Annotated in this window: 16 protein-coding genes; 4 read left to right on the top strand and 12 right to left on the bottom strand. The window is 64.7% G+C overall.

What is annotated here, in order from left to right:
- Positions 1-285 precede the first annotated feature (285 nt).
- Positions 286-501, top strand: coding sequence for a DUF3224 domain-containing protein (locus GY769_10060; protein ID MCP4202268.1), 216 nt, complete (start codon positions 286-288; stop codon positions 499-501).
- Here the strand turns inward: GY769_10060 and GY769_10055 are convergent.
- Positions 486-797, bottom strand: a complete 312-nt coding sequence (locus tag GY769_10055) for a hypothetical protein (protein ID MCP4202267.1) — start codon at positions 795-797, stop codon at positions 486-488. The genes GY769_10060 and GY769_10055 overlap by 16 nt on opposite strands.
- Positions 794-1,240: a helix-turn-helix domain-containing protein gene (locus GY769_10050; protein MCP4202266.1), complete on the bottom strand. Its 447-nt coding sequence runs from the start codon at positions 1,238-1,240 to the stop codon at positions 794-796. Before GY769_10050 ends, GY769_10055 begins: the two co-directional genes overlap by 4 nt.
- Positions 1,241-1,318: 78 nt before the next feature.
- On the opposite strand from GY769_10050, the gene GY769_10045 reads away from it, so the two are divergent.
- Both GY769_10045 and polX read left to right on the top strand, forming a co-directional pair.
- On the top strand, positions 1,319-1,684 hold the full coding sequence (locus GY769_10045) for a helix-turn-helix domain-containing protein (GenBank protein MCP4202265.1): 366 nt from the start codon (positions 1,319-1,321) through the stop codon (positions 1,682-1,684).
- A 38-nt stretch (positions 1,685-1,722) separates the two neighbouring features.
- Positions 1,723-3,480 (top strand): DNA polymerase/3'-5' exonuclease PolX, encoded by a 1,758-nt coding sequence (gene polX, locus GY769_10040; GenBank protein MCP4202264.1) that lies wholly within the window; start codon positions 1,723-1,725, stop codon positions 3,478-3,480.
- Between the two features lie 95 nt (positions 3,481-3,575).
- On the opposite strand, the gene GY769_10035 is transcribed toward polX, so the two are convergent.
- The 5 genes from GY769_10035 to GY769_10015 form a co-directional block, all read right to left on the bottom strand.
- The gene (locus tag GY769_10035; GenBank protein MCP4202263.1) at positions 3,576-4,094 is read right to left on the bottom strand and encodes a hypothetical protein; all 519 of its coding nucleotides are present in this window, start codon (positions 4,092-4,094) and stop codon (positions 3,576-3,578) included.
- A gap of 241 nt (positions 4,095-4,335) precedes the next feature.
- Positions 4,336-4,524, bottom strand: a complete 189-nt coding sequence (locus GY769_10030; protein ID MCP4202262.1) for a hypothetical protein — start codon at positions 4,522-4,524, stop codon at positions 4,336-4,338.
- A complete protein-coding gene (locus tag GY769_10025; GenBank protein ID MCP4202261.1) occupies positions 4,521-5,375 on the bottom strand; it encodes a ribbon-helix-helix protein, CopG family in 855 nt (284 codons plus the stop codon). Before GY769_10025 ends, GY769_10030 begins: the two co-directional genes overlap by 4 nt.
- A gap of 142 nt (positions 5,376-5,517) precedes the next feature.
- Complete coding sequence (locus GY769_10020; GenBank protein MCP4202260.1) at positions 5,518-8,868, bottom strand: hypothetical protein; 3,351 nt, start codon at positions 8,866-8,868, stop codon at positions 5,518-5,520.
- Between the two features lie 61 nt (positions 8,869-8,929).
- Positions 8,930-9,193, bottom strand: coding sequence for a GlsB/YeaQ/YmgE family stress response membrane protein (locus GY769_10015; GenBank protein MCP4202259.1), 264 nt, complete (start codon positions 9,191-9,193; stop codon positions 8,930-8,932).
- Positions 9,194-9,844: 651 nt separating this feature from the next.
- On the opposite strand from GY769_10015, the gene polA reads away from it, so the two are divergent.
- Positions 9,845-12,505, top strand: a complete 2,661-nt coding sequence (gene polA / locus GY769_10010; GenBank protein MCP4202258.1) for a DNA polymerase I — start codon at positions 9,845-9,847, stop codon at positions 12,503-12,505.
- Here the strand turns inward: polA and GY769_10005 are convergent.
- From GY769_10005 to GY769_09985, 5 genes are read right to left on the bottom strand one after another with little or no spacing between them, the layout of a single operon-like run.
- Entirely contained in the window at positions 12,502-13,608 is a 1,107-nt protein-coding gene (locus tag GY769_10005) for a hypothetical protein (GenBank protein ID MCP4202257.1), read from the bottom strand. The genes polA and GY769_10005 overlap by 4 nt on opposite strands.
- Positions 13,605-14,129 carry a DinB family protein gene (locus tag GY769_10000; protein ID MCP4202256.1) on the bottom strand — a complete coding sequence of 175 codons (525 nt, stop codon included), beginning with the start codon at positions 14,127-14,129 and terminating at the stop codon, positions 13,605-13,607. The genes GY769_10005 and GY769_10000 overlap by 4 nt, the downstream gene beginning before the upstream one ends.
- A gap of 55 nt (positions 14,130-14,184) precedes the next feature.
- The gene (locus GY769_09995) at positions 14,185-14,559 is read right to left on the bottom strand and encodes a CoA-binding protein (GenBank protein ID MCP4202255.1); all 375 of its coding nucleotides are present in this window, start codon (positions 14,557-14,559) and stop codon (positions 14,185-14,187) included.
- 4 nt (positions 14,560-14,563) lie between these two features.
- On the bottom strand, positions 14,564-16,483 hold the full coding sequence (gene selB / locus GY769_09990; GenBank protein ID MCP4202254.1) for a selenocysteine-specific translation elongation factor: 1,920 nt from the start codon (positions 16,481-16,483) through the stop codon (positions 14,564-14,566).
- Between the two features lie 53 nt (positions 16,484-16,536).
- The gene (locus GY769_09985) at positions 16,537-16,986 is read right to left on the bottom strand and encodes a GatB/YqeY domain-containing protein (GenBank protein ID MCP4202253.1); all 450 of its coding nucleotides are present in this window, start codon (positions 16,984-16,986) and stop codon (positions 16,537-16,539) included.
- Positions 16,987-17,284: the final 298 nt, after the last annotated feature.

Raw genomic sequence — 17,284 nt, 5'->3', positions numbered from 1 at the left:
GTGGTTGTGTGGTGTTGTGGTTGGGGGGTGTGGGGGGCGGCCGCGGCCCCCGGGGGGGGGGGGGGGGCCGGGGGGGCCCGGCCCCGCCCCCCCCGGCGGGGCGGGGGCGGCGGGCGGGGGGGGGGGGGGGGGGGGGGGCATTTTGGGAGGGGTCCTTGGTCGAGGAGGTCGGGAGGGGCCCAGCTCTCAAACGAGCGGGGGTGACGAAGGGCTAGCGGGGAGATCTCGAGGGCGAAGGCAAGGTCGTGTATCAGATGCTGTACCGGCCGGACGTCGGCGGCCTTCGTGGGGTTCGAGATGGTTACCGGCAGCCTCGCCGGCAGGTCGGGGAGTTTCGCCTTCGAGCACCGTGGAACCTATGAAGATGGCACCGTAAAGTCGGTCTGGCACGTGGTCCCGGGCTCCGCGACCCGAAGATTGTCTGGACTCCAGGGCGAAGTGGCCTTTGCCGCGGGGCATCAGGACGAGTACTCGGTCGGCTTCGACTACGGCTTCGAGTGAGGCCGGGACAGAAGCGGCAGGATCTCGCCGAGTTTCTCGACCACGTCAGCGAGCCGGGAGTGAATGTGCCTTTGCAGCACGGTCATGGCCGCAAGTCGTAACGAGTTCGGGTCCTCGGAGTCTGCACCCAACCGGTCGGCGCAGTCTCGACAGAGCCGCACGGTGATCTGGGTTCCGCCGCCGTTCAGGCTGACTCGGGCAGGCCGGGCCTTTCGCGGTCGCAGGAGCTCTCGCAATAGCGGCTGGTCCTCGAGGTGAGAACACGCGATGTGCAGGACGGAGGGCGGATTCTTCATCGCGGATCGCGCTCTCGATCCGGCTCCGGTGATTCGTCGGTCGGATCGACTCCCGCTCGGCGCGCGCAAGTCTCACAGAGCCCGCCAGCGGGGTGGTTGCCGATCTCGGGATGGAGGAGGGCCAACGGCAGGTGCTCGGTATCCGCGTTCCAAGCTACCCGGCAGATGACGCAGGCCTCGCCCCAGCGCTCGGTGAGCCCGGAGGACTCCTCGGAGAGCCCGCGCGGTCGGGCGATCGGAGGGAAAAGCTCTCGTGCTTCGAGTCGAGGCTCGAATCGCCTGGCGAAATCGATCGCGCGGATGAGGTTCTCACCAACCGGAAGGTTTCGTCCCCGCACCCAGCGGTTCACGGTTTCCCGGGACACTCGCACCGTCCTCGCCAGCTCGGACTGGGAAAGCCCGTGCCGGTCCAGGAAGCGTTGAAGGGGGTGCGTGCCGTGCATATCGGTGAATTGATGTTTGCATCAATGATATCAATATCAATTCTAGTGAGACCCCGAGGTGTATCCTTGTTGACATTCATGTCGCAGCTGGCAAGATTTCTTCGAGAAAGGCTCAAGGAAATCCCCCTGGGGGAAGTCGGCAAGAAGGCCGATCTGGCCGGTATCAGCAGAGAGCAGATGACCCGGTGGCGTCGCGGCAGGCTGCCGGTCAACCCGACCCTTGCCACTCTGGAGCGGCTCGCCGAGGTGCTCGATTTACGTATCGGCGTCAGCGAGATCGAGACCGGGGAGGTCGTTGCCGAGGCCGGAGCCGAGTACCAAGGTGCAGCCGGCGAGCTGCGGCGAGAGCTGGAACAAGAACAGCAGCGTCTTCGAAACCGGATCAAGAGGCTCGAGAGCGAGCTCGGAATCGAAGTCGAGCCGGATTCTCCAACGGGCTCGTAGCTTCAGCGGTCTCGCCACTCCTGTGCGAGACTTTCGACATGGAGAACTCCGAGATCGCCGCCGTGTTTCGGCGCATGGGCCTGCTCTTGCAGATTCAGGGTGCGAACCCCTTTCGAGTGCGGGCTTATGAGAATGCGGCGCATACCGTCGACGATGCGACCGAGCCCATGGCCAAGCTGATCGAGCGAGGCGACGATCTGACGGCCCTTGAGGGTATCGGCAAGGAGATGGCGCTCAACATCGAGGAGTTGGTCGCTACGGGTCGGCTCACAAAGCTCGACCAGCTCGGCTCGGAGATCCCGCTATCGCTGATCGACATCGTGGCGCTGCCGGGAGTGGGTCCGAAGAAGGCAAAGCGCCTGTGGCAGGAGCTCGGCATTGTGGAGGTCGATGCCCTGGGCAAGGCCGCCAAGGCTGGAGAGATCGCCAAGCTTGCAGGGTTCGGTGTCAAGAGCGAGCAGCAGATTCTGGCCGGGATCGAACGGCGGAAACGCTACACCAACCGTCTCAGCCTGGCCGAGGTCGATCGGCAGGCGGCGCCGTTGCTCGAATACCTTCGAGCCGTACCCGGTGTCCGGAAAGTAGAGGTCGCGGGGAGCTACCGGCGACGGCGCGAGACGGTCGGCGATCTCGACGTGCTGGCCGTAGCTTCGCGGCCGACCGAGCTGGTCGAGGCCTTTGGCGCCTACTCGAAAGTCGAGTCGGTCGAAAAAGCCGGGGACACCCGGAGCACCGTGATCCTCGAGTCGGGCTTTCAGGTGGATTTGCGTGTCGTGCCGACCAAGAGTTGGGGAGCCGCGCTGGTCTATTTCACCGGTTCCAAAGCGCACAACATCAAGCTCCGGCAGCGGGCGATCGAGCGGGGAATGCGCCTTTCCGAGTACGGCGTCTTCGACGAGTCGAATCTGGAAGAGAGCGAGGAGGCCGCCGATCCCTGGGCCGGCGAGTACTTTGCCGGCAAGACCGAGAAGTCGGTCTATAGCTCGCTCGAGCTACCATGGATACCTCCCGAGCTGCGGGAGGATCGCGGCGAGATCAAGGCGGCGCGGGCCGGGAAGCTACCCAGACTCCTGACGGAGAAGGACCTTCGTGGCGACCTCCAGACCCATTCGACCTGGTCCGATGGCAGGAACTCGATCGAGGAGATGGTCTTGGCGGCAATTGCCAAAGGCTACGAGTACATCGCGATCACCGACCATAGTCCGTTTCTGGCGATGACCGGAGGCCTGAACAGCCGGAAGCTGCGGCAGCAGTGGGCCCAGATCGAGACGGTTCAGCAGCGTTACCCCGAGATTCGAATCCTGCGTGGCCTGGAGGTCGACATTCTCGAAGACGGCACGCTCGACATGGACGACGAGACCCTCGACGAGCTCGACATCGTGTTGGTGGCGATCCATTCAAGCTTCGACCTTCCGGCGTCGGTCCAGACCGAGCGAGTCTTGAAGGCGCTCAGTCATCCGGCTGCTCATATCTGGGCACATCCCCTTGCCCGCCGCCTCGGCAAGCGCGACGAGATCAAGATCGACCTGGATCAGGCCCTGCACTGCGCGCGCGAGCACGGGGTCGCGGTCGAGGACAACGCCCATCCCCAACGCCTCGATCTCAGGGACGTGCATTTGCTGAAGGCCCGCGAGCTGGGTCTGAGAGTGGCTATCGGAACCGACGCTCACGCCGTCGATCAGCTCGATTTGATTCACTACGGCGTCGAACAGGCGAGACGCGCCTGGCTGACCAAGAAGGACGTTCTGAACACGCTGCCGCTGTCGCGGCTCCTGAAGCGGCTCGGCTCCGGGTAGCGAGACGGCGAGCCGCCGGAGCATAGTCCGGCCGGCCGGCCCGCACTCCCTGGCTGACCCCGGACTCGGGCGGCTCGCTCGGTCAGCAACCTACGCTAGTCGTGGTTGTACTTGAGCGGATAGTGCTCGTGCGTGCCGCCGTCCTTGTTGCCCTCGTAGTCGAATACGTAGCCCTCGGCCACGAACGGGCTCTCGCTGTTGTGGCAGCCGTTACACTGTTCGGCTCCCACCTTCTCGACCATGCCGGCCGCGACGACGTCGGCTCGTTTGTACTCCTTGTTCTTCAAGCTCATGAGCTCGTCGGCTGTATAGGAGCCGCCGGGGCCGTGGCAGGTCTCACAACCCACGTTGGCTAGGTCCGGTGTGGTCTCGATATCGACGAAGCCACCCGGCTCTCCGTAGCCGGTGACATGACACTTAATGCAGGCTTCGTCCTTCGTGTAGTCGTTATTCGGGTCGAGACCAGCCGTCAGCTTGGCCTCTCCGCGCTCGCCTGGCTTCAGGGCGTTGAAGGTCGTCGCCATCGTCGTGGCCTCCCACGACTTGTACTGCTTGAGATGACACTTCTTACAGCCCTTCGAGCCGATGTACTCGAACTCTTCCGCTTGCACCATGTTGGGCGCGAGAACCACGCCGAGCACTGCGACGACAAAGACTCCGGTCAAACTCGCTCGCTTCTTCACTTGCTACTCCTCTCGATCACTTTCTTTCGGCACGGTTCCGTGCCGGCAGTCTTTAGTGCCAAAGTCGTGCCAATTGTAGCGGGAAACCCCGAGTAATTCTGAAGCGCGTGCCGTCGCTTACTGCGGACCTCCACTGCGCAAGGCGCTGCCGCTGATCTCGGGGAGCGTAGATTCAGCCGAAAAGAGAGCCGGTCTGCTCCGAGTAGTCGCCGAGCAGATCGCGAAGCTCTGGGCACTTGGAAGGATCCGAGGCCAGCATTCGCGATGTCTTCGCCGTGGCACGCCGCTCGCGCGCGGCGGGCGTGGCTCGATCGCGGTCGGATGGTGGATCGTCGAGTCTCGGTTTCGGTTCTGCCCTCATGCTGCTCCGGCTCCTTTCTCGCTCCATCGCATCTTTGCCTTGCGGTAGTTCTTCGGCGAGCTGATGTCGTACCAGATCCCCTGAAAGAGAAACGCGCTCAGCTCTCCCATTCGAGCCAATCGCGGGAAGACGTCTTCTTCCAGTTGCGAGGTCTTGTCTTTGTCGATCATTCCGAACACAGCGGGACCGAAGAGATAAACGCCGGTGTTTACGATGCTGATGCCGGCGTCACGGCCGCTTTCGAGGAAGTTCGTGATGCGGTTCCCCTGCAAGAGCACTTGTCCATAGCGCTTTTCACTCTGTCGGGGCTTGACCGCGATCGTGGCCATCGTGTTCTCGTTGAGGTGAAACGCAATGAAGTCGGCGATGTCGATATCGGTGAGCACATCCCCGTGAATCACCAGGAACGGATCGTCGCCGACGTAGTCCTGGACCAGTTTGAGAGCGCCGGCGGTGCCGCGGCGGGATCGTTCACGAAGGTATGAGATCTGAACGTCCAGGCTCCGACCGTCCCCCATCAGGCGTTTGATGGCTCGCTCGTAGGGGCCCGCCAGCACCACGAACGAGCGGATCCCGAATCCGGCCAGATGGAGGATCGTCCTCGCCACCAGGGCCTGGCCGCCGATCGGCACGAGGGCGGGAATCTCGGGTCCGTCGTGATCGCCGCCCGCCAGAATCACTGCGGTCGTGACCGAAGGCTTGAGCGACCGCCGCAGTAGGGCCTCGATGGCCTGGGAGCGATTTGAGAGCTCACCTTCGTCGATCAGCCGATCCACCCGATCGAGCACATCGGGAGCGAGGGTAATGGTCAGCCGAGCCTTCGAGCGTCCCGGATTCCCTTCCGGTGTCATACTTTGTCATACTCTAGTTACGGACGATGGCCTTTGTCAAGCACCAAGAATACGCAGGCGAGCCGGGCCGCTGACTCCGGAGCAGAAAACCGGCGGCCTGTGCCCGATTCGATGCCGATTCGATGAAGGCTTCGGAAGCCCGCTACTCGACGGTCCGGGTCTGGTATGTCTCGAGGTACTCGCGATGGAGCGGCGTGTCCGGGAACGACTCGTCGTCACCGTACGGATATCCGCTCATTCCGCGGAAGGGGAGCGGCTCCACCTGCGCTGCGGCGAAGGTGTTCCTGTCGGCGTCCTTGTCCCAGCCGTGGCTCTCGAGAAACAGCGACCGCTTCATGCCGGCATCGAGCTCGCCGAGCCCCGAGCCGTCGAAAACCAGGGCGATCTCGTCGCCGACCCCCAGGATGACGCTGCGCGAATCGGACTGGAGAAGCAGCTCGCGCACATCGCCGTAGCGGGTGTAGTTACCCGGAAACGGCAGCCAGGGGGAGTCCATCGAGGTTTGCGAGTAGTCGAAGGTGTGAGGCGCGTTCGGAGCCTGCCGGACCAGTCGCGAGAAGCCGCGGAAACGAAGCTCCGCGGTCTTGGGCTCCAGCCGGGCCTGGACGACGGCCACGTCGTCGACGGGCTCGACGGTCCAGGCAATCCGGTCCCACGACAGCCATTGATTCGAGACGATTCGCAATCGGCTGGCTCCCTCGGGAACTTGCGGCGTATCGACGACCATGGTCTTGGTCTTTCCGGCCGGAAAACCCATGTTCTCGACCAGAGGCACCCAGCCTTCCGCGGTCAAGGTGTCGAGACGCGGCGCATGCGGCCGGTAGTCGGGGCGCTGATCGAGCGCCAGATTCAGACTGGCGTCGGCGGGGAAGATCCAGCCGTCGAGATGCAGCCGTACCGGTTTGTTCGGCGCCCCGCCGAGGTCGAACTCGAAGGTCCAGGGCTCGCTGGCGACACCCTGGTAGGCACTTGGACTCCAGCCGTCGGCGTAGACTTCGTCTCGGCGCCGAACCCGTTCGGTGACGTCGTTGCCGCTCGCGTCCCGGGCTTCCGCAACCGGCCGTAAGCCGCGGCTGGTGAGGACCTGATCCGCGAGGACCCGACCCGGCACGACCTTGAGGGTGCTCGCGACTTCGGTATCGATCGGGTGGTCGACGATCCAGAGTCGCGAGTAGTCGATGAAGGCGGCTTCCCAAAGCTCCTCGGTGAGCCGCAACTCGTAGAGACCGTCCCGAGCTTGGAGTGCGTCGAGCCTGACGAGCTCTTCGGCGTCGGCACCGGCCCAGATACCCTCGGCGACGGGGAGGCCGGCCGGCGCGCCCCAGAGCAGATCGGACTCGAAGGCGAAGCCTTCTCCGTCCCAGGCGTAGACGAACGGACAACTGCCTTTGAGCACTTGCTCTTCGACGATGTACTGGTTCGGGCCGGGTTGGAACCGGTTCTGCGGAACTCCGTTGGTCCAGACGACGCGAACCAGGTCCGGGGTGTCGAGTTGACCGAGCCCAAAGTGGGTTACGTCTTCGGTCACTTCGCGAAACTGGTAGGCGGAGCCGGCGCGGACTTCGAGTGTGGCGCCAAGACCGAAGATGTTGTTCTTGCTGTTGCCCTTGACCAGGCCTTTCAGGCGCAGTGTCAGCCACTTGTTGCGGTTGCCGCCCTGATTGTCGAGCCGAAAGACTCCCTCGGCTGCCTGAGCCACGAGGTCGAGGTCGCCGTCGCCGTCGAGATCGGCCGCCGCCAGCGACTCGATCTGAAGCGGTCCACCTTCGACCGGAAGAAACGCGAAGGCGCCGTCGCGCTGAGCGAGGACTGCCAGTCCGCCCGCACCTCCGACCGCGAGATCGAGCCGGCCGTCATTGTCGGCGTCGAAGACGGCGAGAGCCGAGAATCGGGCCGAGGTCTGCAGCGACCTGCCCAGGTCCCAGGCTTCGAAGTCACCCTTGTTGTTGCGCCAGAATCTCACTCCGGAGCCGACCGCAACCAGGTCGGGCCAGCCGTCGTTGTCGAAGTCCGCGCTGGCAATACGTTCCGCGTCATCGATTGCGAGGCTGTCTTCGAGCGCCGCGAATCGGCCCTGGCGCAGATTCACCAAGCGCGTCGTGCCGGAGTCGCCCAGAATCATGACGTCTAGGTCGCCGTCCCGGTCCAGATCGCTCGCCAGAGTTTCGGACGGAGAGTCGACGCTCAAGCCTGGCAGGCTCTTCGAGCCAACCGGCTCGAGTGCGCCACTGAGGCTGTTGCGGTAGAGCTCGACGCCCGAGTTGCCGGCAACCAGCAGATCCAGATCGCCCTCGATGTCGAAGTCAAACGCGACGGCCGCGCCGCCGCGCGCGTCGGCAAGCCCGAAGTCGCCGGTTCGTTCCGCCAGCTTGCCGTCGCCGGAGCCGGCAAAGAAGTGGCTTGCACCGGCGCCGTGAGCGAAGATGTCGAGGTTCCCGTCGTTGTCGATGTCGGCGACGAGGAGTCTCTGCGTATCGGCCGCGGTGACGTCGGTCAGCTTCGTGCCCTCACGATCGAACACCTCGAGGCTCGCCGAGCCACTCTCGGAGGCGCTCTTGAGGCGAATGATCTCCGGCCGTTCGTTGCCGGTCAGATCCGCCAGCCGCACATCCGAGCCCGCGCCACTGACGAGGGTGGCCGAGGTGAACTTGACCTCCGCCGGCGTTCCGAAGGACGTGACCGGTGGTTCATCGCGAAACACGGTCAGTGGAATGCCCTGGACGCCGGTTTGCAGCTCGCGCAAGCTCTCCCGGTACATGGCGGTAACCTTGAGCATGTTTTCGAGCCTCAACGAAGGCACTCGAGCGCCGTCGAGGTCGTTGGCTTCGAGCTTGTCGAGAACGTCGTCCAGGAGGCGGTCGGCACCCTGCGGCGCTTGCCAAATGAGCTCGCGCACGCGCAGGTAGGCCCCGCTGGCACGAGCGCGGTCGCCGCTATCGCGCGCCGACTTTCCGATTTGAAGCAAGACGACGAGATTCTCGGGCCGGAGCCGCGCCAGGCGATCGAGCGCCTCCGCCGCAACCGGGGCGGCCTCGTCACCTCCCGTAGTCGTGGCCGTTCGGTAGAGCAAGTACTGGGCTTCGAGATCGTTGGGAGCCAACTGGGCGGCTGCGCGAAAGGCCTCGAGGCCCGCTGCGTTGTTGCCCCCCCAGCTGAGGATCTCACCGCGAATCGCGATCAATCTGGGATTGTTCGGAGACTTGCTCTCGGCGGTTTCAATGGCTTCGATGGCTTCGTCGGTCTTTTGCTGGCGCAGCAGAGAAATCGCCAGGTTGGCGTACGCCAACGGTTCGTTGGGCGTTAGTTTGGTGAGCTCTCTGAAGGACTGTTCCGCTTGCGCCGGTTGTTCGTTCTCGAGCTCCGCGAAACCGCGGTTCCGCAGTTCGACGGCTTTGTCGGGCAAGGCAGCGGCCCAGGCCAGCAGGGCCAGTGCGAGCACGGCTCCAGTACCCAGGGCGATCGCGCGCGAGGGGGCGTCTCGGAGAGTTCTCATGAGCGCATTCTACCCAGTCTGAGCAGGGCATGAAGGGCCGGCGAACGTGCCCGCGAGCGTCCTATTCCTTCTTCTTTTCGCCTTTGAAGACCCGCAAAACGAGAAGCAGGATGATCGCGCCGAGTATGGCGATGACCAGGCTCCGAATGTCGAAGCCGGAAATGCCGCCGAAGCCGAGATAGGTCGCGATGAAGCCCCCGATCAGGGCGCCAATGACACCGATCACCGGCGTCATGATGCAGCCACCGGGGTCTTTGCCGGGCAGCAAGAACTTGGCGATCGCGCCGGCTACGAGGCCCATGATGATCCAGGATCCCAAACCCATGATGGCGAGGTACTGCTCCATTCTCGTCTCCTCCCGTGCAGTGCGAGTCTAGCGCGATCGGGGACACAGTTCCTTCGTGTCCCCTCCCGACTGCGGCGGCCGCCAAGCGATTCACCGGGGCCGGCTCGAGCTGGAAGGCCTGCAACGGGTCGGGCTCTCGCGTGCGCGCCGCTACGCGCAAACCGTCAGAGGACTCCGATTCGGTCTCTGGTGCGCTTGCGTCGAGCCCCCTGGCGAATCGCCTGCCGGCCACCGTCTCTCCGCGCCTCTGATAGGCGCCGTCGGCTTCCTCTTGCGTCGCAGCGCACTCGTTGCCGCAACTTGGTTTCCGGCGCGTGGTCCACGTTCTCTCATCGCGGTTCGCTGAGGACAGCCGATTCGGCAGGCACCCGGCCAGGGGGCTCGCCGAAAGCGCTCAGGTAGACAAGTCGAAGGCCACTATCGGCTTGCGCGCAGCGGCGCGAAGCCGAGGGCCGAACGTGAGCAGACTGAGGAGCCCGAGGCGTCCCCTGGCCGGTTGCACTGCCGATCGGCGCCGAAGCGCAGGTCCGAGCTCCTCGAGATTCGGAGGCATCGTGGTGGTACGGCTCCGAAAACCAGTCGGGAGGGGACACCAAGGAATGGTGTCACCGAACGCTAGAATGCCGATTCATGGCAAAAGCAAAGCGCGAGCGTCTCTACCTCATCGACGGCTACTCGAACATCTTCCGCGCTTTCTACGCCATTCGGAACCTTTCGAATTCGAAGGGCTTTCCGACCAACGCCATCTACGGCTTCCAGAACATGCTCAGGAAGCTCCTCAGAGAAGAGGAGCCGGAACTGATCGGGGTGGCCTGGGACGTGTCGGAGCCCACGGTGCGCACCGAGAAGTTCGAGGACTACAAGGCGAATCGCAGTCCGACCCCTGAGGATCTCAAACCTCAGCTGCCCTACATTCGCAGGCTGCTCGAGGCTCTGCACATCCCGATCCTCGAGCTCGAGGCGTACGAGGCGGATGATGTGATCGGCACCCTGGCCAAGAAGGCCGCGGCGGCGGGCTTCGACGTGACGCTGGTCAGCGCAGACAAGGACCTGCTGCAGCTCGTCGACGATCACGTCTCGATGTACCACACGGGTCGGGAGAAGACCTACGATCCCGCCATGGTCGAGGAGGATCTGGGGGTACCGCCGAACCGGGTCATCGACATCATGGCGCTGAAAGGGGACTCGGTCGACAACATCCCCGGCGTCCCAGGCATCGGCGAGAAGGGGGCGGTGCAGCTGATTCGGGAGTTCGGCGATCTGGCAACCCTGCTCGATCGCGCCGAAGAGGTCACCCGCAAGAGCTATCGCACCGGGCTCACCGAGCACCGCGACAAGGCCGAGCTGTCGAAGGAGCTGGTCACCATTCACACCGACTTGCCCGTCGACTTCGATGCCGAAGCGCTCCGACTGTCGGAGCCCGATCGCGGCTCGCTGCGCGAGCTCTATCGGGAGCTCGAGTTCTTCAGCCTGCTAGAGGAGCTGGGCAAGGAGACGAGCTCGGCGGCGCCGGTCGGAGCGGCGGTCGAGGTCGAGACCTGCGAGGCTTGGCGGGACGTGGCTGGAGGGCTCGGGAACGAGATCTTTATCGCGGCGATCAAGCCGTCGCGCGCCTCCGAAGACGGGTCCCTGGGGCTTGCCGTCTCGGGTGAGGAAGGGGATGTGTTCTACGTCGACTTCCGGCGCCAAGACGTCGCGTCCGAGGCCCTCGCTTCCCTGGGGGAGTGGTTGCGCTCCTCCGATCGGTCGCTTCAGGGCCATGACCTGAAAGAGGTGCTTCGGCTGATCGCCGAGAAGGCAGAAGACGTGCGGTTCGAGGCGACGCTGTTCGACACCATGCTGGCCTCCTACCTGCTGCCCAGCGCCGCCAGAACACACGGGCTTGAGGAGGTGGCACTGGAGCGCCTGGGTGTGCAAGCGGTCACCGAGTCCGACGCCGGCTGGGGCAGGGCGCAGGAGCCTCCGCTCGGCTCGGAAGGCCTGTTGGCCTTTGCCGCGGAGCGCATCGAGCTACCTCGCCGAATGGCGACCGCGATGCGCAAGGAGCTCGAGCAGAATCGGCTCGAGGGCGTCTACGAGCGCATCGGAGCGCCCTTGATTTCGGTGCTGGTCCGGATGGAAGAGCACGGCATTCTCCTCGACACCGGTTTTCTGCGCGCCATGTCGAGCGAAATGGCCAAGGAGCTGACGTCGCTCGAGAGCCAGATCTACGAGATCGCCGGCGACAAGTTCAACATCAACTCGCCGCGACAGCTGGGCGAGATCATGTTCGAGCGGCTCGGTTATCCGGTGATCAAGAAGACGCGCAAGACCAAGAGTTACTCGACCGATTCGGGAACTCTGGAAGAGCTCGCGATTCGAGGCTACGAGCTCCCCGAAAAGATCCTCAAGTTCCGCGAGCTGGCAAAGCTGAAATCGACCTATGTCGACGCCTTCCCGAGCCTGGTCGCCGCCGACGGACGCCTGCACACGCGTTTCCACCAAGCGGTCGCGGCAACCGGCCGTCTGTCTTCGGCAAGTCCCAATCTGCAGAACATCCCGATCCGAACCGAGCAAGGACAGCAGATTCGCAAGGCCTTCGTTGCGCCCGAGGGCAGGATCCTCCTCGTGGCTGACTACAACCAGATCGAGCTTCGAGTTCTGGCGCATATCGCCGAGGAGCCGGCTCTGATAGAGGCTTTTCGAGCGGGGGAGGACATGCACGCCGCGACGGCCGGCGGTGTCTTCGAGGTGGCTCCGGCTCTGGTCACGCCCGACCAGCGACGCGCGGCCAAGGTGATCAACTTCGGCATCATGTACGGCATGAGCGCGTTCGGCCTGGCTCAGAATCTGAGAATCCCGAAAGCCGAGGCCGAGCGCTTCATCAAGGCCTATCTGGACCGCTACGGCGCCGTCCGGGAGTACATGGACTCCACGATCGAAAGCGCCAAGAAGGACGGCAGGGTTGAAACCCTCTATGGCCGGATCCGCTGGTTACCCGATATCGAGAGCCGGAACTACAACATGCGCGAGAACGCCAAGCGCATGGCGATCAATGCGCGTATTCAAGGGACGGCCGCCGACCTGTTGAAGATCGCGATGATCCAGGTCGATCGACGGCTCGCCGAAGAACGGCCCGATTCGAAGCTCTTGCTCACCGTTCACGACGAACTGGTGCTGGAGGTTCCCGAACAAGACATTGCAGCCGTCAGCGATCTGGTGGTCCAGGAGATGGAGCAGGTCGATCGACTCGACGTACCCCTGGTGGTCGACGTCGGCCACGGTAAGAGTTGGTACGAGGCCAAAACCTAGCGCACGCGGTCGAAGCGGGTGATCCGACCCTCGGGGCCGACCGCCCAGAAGGTGTCGTCATCGCCGAAGTCGACGGCCCAGAAAGCGGCGTCACTCAGGGCCGCCCAGCTTCTCCCCGAGTTGGTCGAGACGTTCAATCCTCCCGGGCCGGCCGCGATCAGGACGGAATCGCTCCCAGCGCCGCCCCACGCCCCGCCGTAGACGGCACCCGGAAAGCTCATCGGTCCGCTTGCCGTCCAGCTGGCACCCCCATCGTCGCTAAAGGTCACGTTGAGGGTGATCGCGTCGGGCTGCTCGAGGTCACCGCCCAGGGCCACGCCCTCACCACCGGAATGAAACAGTACCGACATCAGTCCGGCCGCGGCGCCGCGCACGGTCGGCGAATCGACGAACGTCCACGTCGCGCCGAAGTCGTCGGTGGCGAGTACGCGAGCATTGCCGGCGGCGCCGGTCGCGATCCAGGCTCTGCCTTCGGGACCGGTCTCGACGCAGGTACCGCTGGCGGCGAAGCCGCCTTCGCCCTCCCCGGCGGGGGGGAGAGCGGTCGCCGGTATGCGAGACCAGGTGGAGCCGTCCATCGTGGTGAGCACGAAGAGCTCGCCCCCAACCGAATCGCCGTAGGCTATTCCCCGAGTGCGGTCCCAGAAGTCGAAACAGTCCAGAAAACCCTCGGGCTCGAGATTGATGAACTGCAGCTCCCAGGAGGTGCCGCCGTCGGTGGTTCGGTAGATCCTGGAGTCGTCGCCGTCGCCGGCGCTCAGCAGATAGGCGGTGTGCTCGTCGAAGGCGTGGACATCGCGGAACTGAAGGGTGGCGGAATCCGGGCTCCCGGCCCCGCGGCTGGCCTGCCAGGTTTCGCCTCCGTCTAGTGTCAGAGCGTACGTGCCTTCGAGGCCGCTCACCCAGACGACGCGGGAGTCAACCGCCGATATCGCCTGGAGCCGGGATTCGATGTCGCTGGCCTGGTGGCTGGCTTTGAAGATCGGCGGCTCGGGCGCGGACTCGATTCCCGGCTCGAGCTCGGCGGACGGTGAGCAGGCCAGTATCACGGTGACCGCGGGCAGGGTCCGGGCGAGCGCCCCGAGCGGGTGCCCGCCGCTCATCCGCCGATTCCGTAGCGCTCCTCGAGCACGCCGCGGTGATGGAGCTCGTGGCCGGCGATGATCCAGGCGATCGCGCCGGTCTGAAACTCCATCTCGGAGGCGGTGCCGCGATGTTGCCACTGCGCCTCCGAAAGACCGCGGAACAGGGTCACGGTGCTTGCTCGAATCGCGACCAGGTCGTTCGAGACCGCCGAGAAAGGCAGCTCATCGAAGCGCGAGGCCTTCATCCAGAGGTCCTGGTCCATTCCCGGGATCGCCTGGCGATCGCCCCGGGAGAAGGCGAGAGCCCGGTAGACGAAGACCCGTTCGGCGTCGGCGACGTGGCCGACGACTTGTTTCACGCTCCACTTGTCGGCTTGATAGCGGAAGCCGGCGAGCTCTTCGTCAACCGAGCTCAGCAGCGCGCGCGTCTCGACGATCTGCTTTTCGAGGTGCTCGACGACGTCTCCGTCGGGAACCCTGTCGATGTAGGTGAAGTAGTACTCGGCGGCTTCAGCGGTCGACGGACGTTGGCTTCTCATGAACCGAGCTTACCGCTTCGACGAATGCGGCGATCTCGACTCTCGCCCGCCGCTGCTAGTGAAACTCGCTCGGGTGGCGCCCGATGTCGACGATGCTGCAAGCGGGGTGGACCGGTAGGCCGAGGTCTTCTGCGGCCCTGAGCACCCGTTCGTCGGCAGAGCCCGGGTTGAACCACACTTCGCGAGCGCCGGTCGCGGCGATCTCGGGAAGTAGCTCGAGCGTGATCGGTGGTGGAAGGTAGACCGAGATCCGATCGAGTTGAGCCTTTAGATCGGACAAGCGCGGGACGGCTTCGAGGTCTTCGATGTCGCCACCGGACCTGTTGACCGGGTAGACTGTCCAGCCCTCCGCGAGGTAGGCGCGGACCGCTTTGTTGCCGAACTTGGATCGGTTGGCCGAGGCGCCGACAATGGCGATTGCTCTCGACATGGCTCTACTCCTTGGGGCGCGTTCGGACGATCTGCCTGGAATTGCCGACTCTTCGGGTCACGCCCAGCGAGTCCAGGTGCTCGAGAAGCGGGATCGCCCACTTTCGAGTGAGTTCGAAGCGGTCCTTGAATTCCGGCACGGTGAACGAATCGACCTCGAGGGCCCCGAGCTCCCGTCGCACTCGAGCGACCGCACTCGCGGCGATGATGAGGTCACCCGGTAGTTTCTCGAGCTCGCCGCGGCGGACGTGGAATTCCACCACGCCGTCCAGCACTTGGGGCTTGGCTCTTGTCGCCGCTCTGAGGTCCGCGGGCGCCGGCGGCGTCAGGCCCCCGGCCTCGAACATTCGAAGAACCGTTCTCGAAAGATCGGACTCCTCACTCGAAAGGTTGGCCTCTCGCCCGGGCACGCCGACCTTGTCCCCGGCGACGCTGAGAATCTTGCGCTTCGATAGCCAATCCAGGTAGATCTCTCCGATCGGGCGTGCCTGCCGCGGCAGGAGCCGATTCAACGCCTCGGCCTTGGGCATTGCGGCGGCCAGCCGGTTCTGGCGAAAGTAGTCGGCGAGCATTGCCCCCGCCTTTTCCTCGAGGCGTCGGAAGGCGGAGGGCGCGATCCACTGCTGTTTGGATCCTGCACCCGAAACCGAGAGGATCTTGTGCTCCGAGAGTAGGCGATCGAGGGGTGCCTGCAACCCGGAGTGGCCGAGTCCCGCGCGCTTGGCGAGTGCCTGGGTGGTGGCGCCGGTGAGTCCGGTCCGGGCGATCCAGTGAACAAGCCTGTCTTCGAGACTGCCTTCGAGCGAGGCCAGCGCGGTGGCTCTGTGCTTGGGGCTCGTACCGGTCCAGCCGGGGTCCAGAACCTCGCCGCCACCGAGGGTCAACGCCGGTGAAAGCCGGCGGCAGATCCAACGGTCGCCGGGCGCGGCGACCACCGGCTCAGCCAGACGAATCTCGACCACACCGCTTTGCCTCGGCTCGATCGGTCCCGAGAGCGGCCGCAGCCGACCGGGCCGATCGGCCGAGAGCAGGTGGAACCTCACCGGAGTCCAGCCTCGGAGCGGCTTGGGAGCACCCGCCAGGAGAATGAGGTGGGCCACCAGACGAGTGGTTTCGAGATATGTCTCCGGGGTGACCAGTTGAGTGCCTCGCTCGAGTTGCTCGAGCTCGACGCCGGCGAGGCGCAGGGCGGTGCGCTCCCCAGCGACCGCCTCGCTACGCTCGCCGCCGTGGACCTGGACGCTCCGCACTCGCGCCATATGCCTTCCAGGAGCTGTTTCCAGGGAATCTCCGGCCCGGATCCGGCCGGCCGCGAGCGTGCCGGTGATCACCACGCCCAATCCCTGAAGGACGAAGGCACGGTCGATCGGTAGGCGCGCCGGCTCATCGGCTCCGGGCGGTATCTCGCGGGTAGCGAACTCGCGCGCGAGTTCCAGGAGCGCCTGCTCGAGCTCTCGAATCCCGTCTCCGGTGACGCCCGAGACAGGCAGGATCTTCGACTCCTCGAATCGGCTTCCGGCCAGGAGCTCTTCGACCTCGAGCCGCGCGAGGTCGGCCAGCTCGTCGGAGACGAGGTCGGTCTTGGTCAGCGCGACAATTCCGACCGGGATCTCGAGCAGCGAGCAGATATCGAGATGCTCTCGGGTCTGGGGCTTGACTCCCTCGTCCGCCGCCACCACGAGCAGCATGATGCGGATGCCGCCGAGTCCGGCCAGGGCGTTGTCGACGAAGCGTTCGTGGCCGGGAACGTCGACGAAGCCGATCTGAAGGTCATCGCGCTCGAGATGGGCGAAGCCGAGGTCGATCGTGATCCCGCGCTGCTTCTCTTCGCGCCAGCGATCACAGTCGATGCCGGTGAGCGCTTGGAGGAGGGTGGTCTTGCCGTGGTCGATATGGCCCGCGGTGCCGACGATCACGCGCCGCATGCGACTACCTGTCTATCTGCCACGGGTCGGTACTCGGATCTCCGCCCGGCGTCTCAAGCGCCGAGCACCTCGCGGGCGATCTTGTTGATCGTTCCACCTTCGGCCCGGCCCGCGTACCTGGCCATCATCGCCTTCATGACGGTACCGATGGCCGCCGGTCCGGCGAGACCCTCGCTTTCGACCAGGGTCGCAATCGCCGAACGGAGCTCATCCTCGTCGACCTGAGGCGGCAGGTAGCCGGAGAGGATCTCGGCCTCGCGCTTTTCCTTCGCCGCGAGCTCCTCGCGGTCTCCCTTTCGGTATTGCTCGGCGGAGTCCTTGCGCTGCTTGATGGCCTTGCGCACCAGCTGGAGGAACCCGGGCTCATCGACCTCCTCGCCGGCTCGAATCTGTTCGTTCTTGATCGCGGTCAGCAGCAGGCGCAGGGTCGAGAGACGCTCTTTGTCTCCGGCCTTGAGGGCTTCCTTGATCTGGGTCTGAATCGTCTCTTGGGGAGTGGGCATGTCTCAATTCTATCGCCGCGCGTCGACGGCGGCTCGGCGGGCGATTCGCCAGGGGCCGGCTCGAGCTGGTGCCGATCTCGCCCTTGCTGGCGCTCGAGCCTTTCGGCTTATGCGATCCGGCGGGCTCTTGGAGGAGTCGTCTCGGGCGATTCGCGCGTCTCCTCGCTACCTTCGGTGAAGAGGAACCGCGGTGCCCAGTCCCCGCTGCGGTGCGGGCAAATCGCTGCTCCTCGCCTCGCCCTCCAGTCGCCACGCCGCAAGCGCATCGGAGGGCATCTCGGAGGCCACTTGTGATCTG

It is taken from the genome of bacterium (assembly GCA_024224155.1).
In the GTDB taxonomy this organism is placed as follows: domain Bacteria; phylum Acidobacteriota; class Thermoanaerobaculia; order Multivoradales; family JAHEKO01; genus CALZIK01.
This window is presented reverse-complemented; position numbering and strand designations above follow the sequence as displayed.

Excerpts from the sequence above, each read along its gene's own strand:
- selB (MCP4202254.1), bottom strand. The coding sequence starts at position 16,483 with ATGCGGCGCGTGATCGTCGGCACCGCGGGCCATATCGACCACGGCAAG.
- GY769_10050 (MCP4202266.1), bottom strand. The coding sequence starts at position 1,240 with ATGCACGGCACGCACCCCCTTCAACGCTTCCTGGACCGGCACGGGCTT.
- GY769_10015 (MCP4202259.1), bottom strand. The coding sequence starts at position 9,193 with ATGGGTTTGGGATCCTGGATCATCATGGGCCTCGTAGCCGGCGCGATC.
- polA (MCP4202258.1), top strand. The coding sequence starts at position 9,845 with ATGGCAAAAGCAAAGCGCGAGCGTCTCTACCTCATCGACGGCTACTCG.
- GY769_10000 (MCP4202256.1), bottom strand. The coding sequence starts at position 14,129 with ATGAGAAGCCAACGTCCGTCGACCGCTGAAGCCGCCGAGTACTACTTC.
- GY769_10020 (MCP4202260.1), bottom strand. The coding sequence starts at position 8,868 with ATGAGAACTCTCCGAGACGCCCCCTCGCGCGCGATCGCCCTGGGTACT.
- GY769_10055 (MCP4202267.1), bottom strand. The coding sequence starts at position 797 with ATGAAGAATCCGCCCTCCGTCCTGCACATCGCGTGTTCTCACCTCGAG.
- GY769_09985 (MCP4202253.1), bottom strand. The coding sequence starts at position 16,986 with ATGCCCACTCCCCAAGAGACGATTCAGACCCAGATCAAGGAAGCCCTC.
- GY769_10025 (MCP4202261.1), bottom strand. The coding sequence starts at position 5,375 with ATGACACCGGAAGGGAATCCGGGACGCTCGAAGGCTCGGCTGACCATT.
- GY769_10035 (MCP4202263.1), bottom strand. The coding sequence starts at position 4,094 with ATGGTGCAAGCGGAAGAGTTCGAGTACATCGGCTCGAAGGGCTGTAAG.
- GY769_10005 (MCP4202257.1), bottom strand. The coding sequence starts at position 13,608 with ATGAGCGGCGGGCACCCGCTCGGGGCGCTCGCCCGGACCCTGCCCGCG.
- polX (MCP4202264.1), top strand. The coding sequence starts at position 1,723 with ATGGAGAACTCCGAGATCGCCGCCGTGTTTCGGCGCATGGGCCTGCTC.
- GY769_10045 (MCP4202265.1), top strand. The coding sequence starts at position 1,319 with ATGTCGCAGCTGGCAAGATTTCTTCGAGAAAGGCTCAAGGAAATCCCC.
- GY769_10030 (MCP4202262.1), bottom strand. The coding sequence starts at position 4,524 with ATGAGGGCAGAACCGAAACCGAGACTCGACGATCCACCATCCGACCGC.
- GY769_09995 (MCP4202255.1), bottom strand. The coding sequence starts at position 14,559 with ATGTCGAGAGCAATCGCCATTGTCGGCGCCTCGGCCAACCGATCCAAG.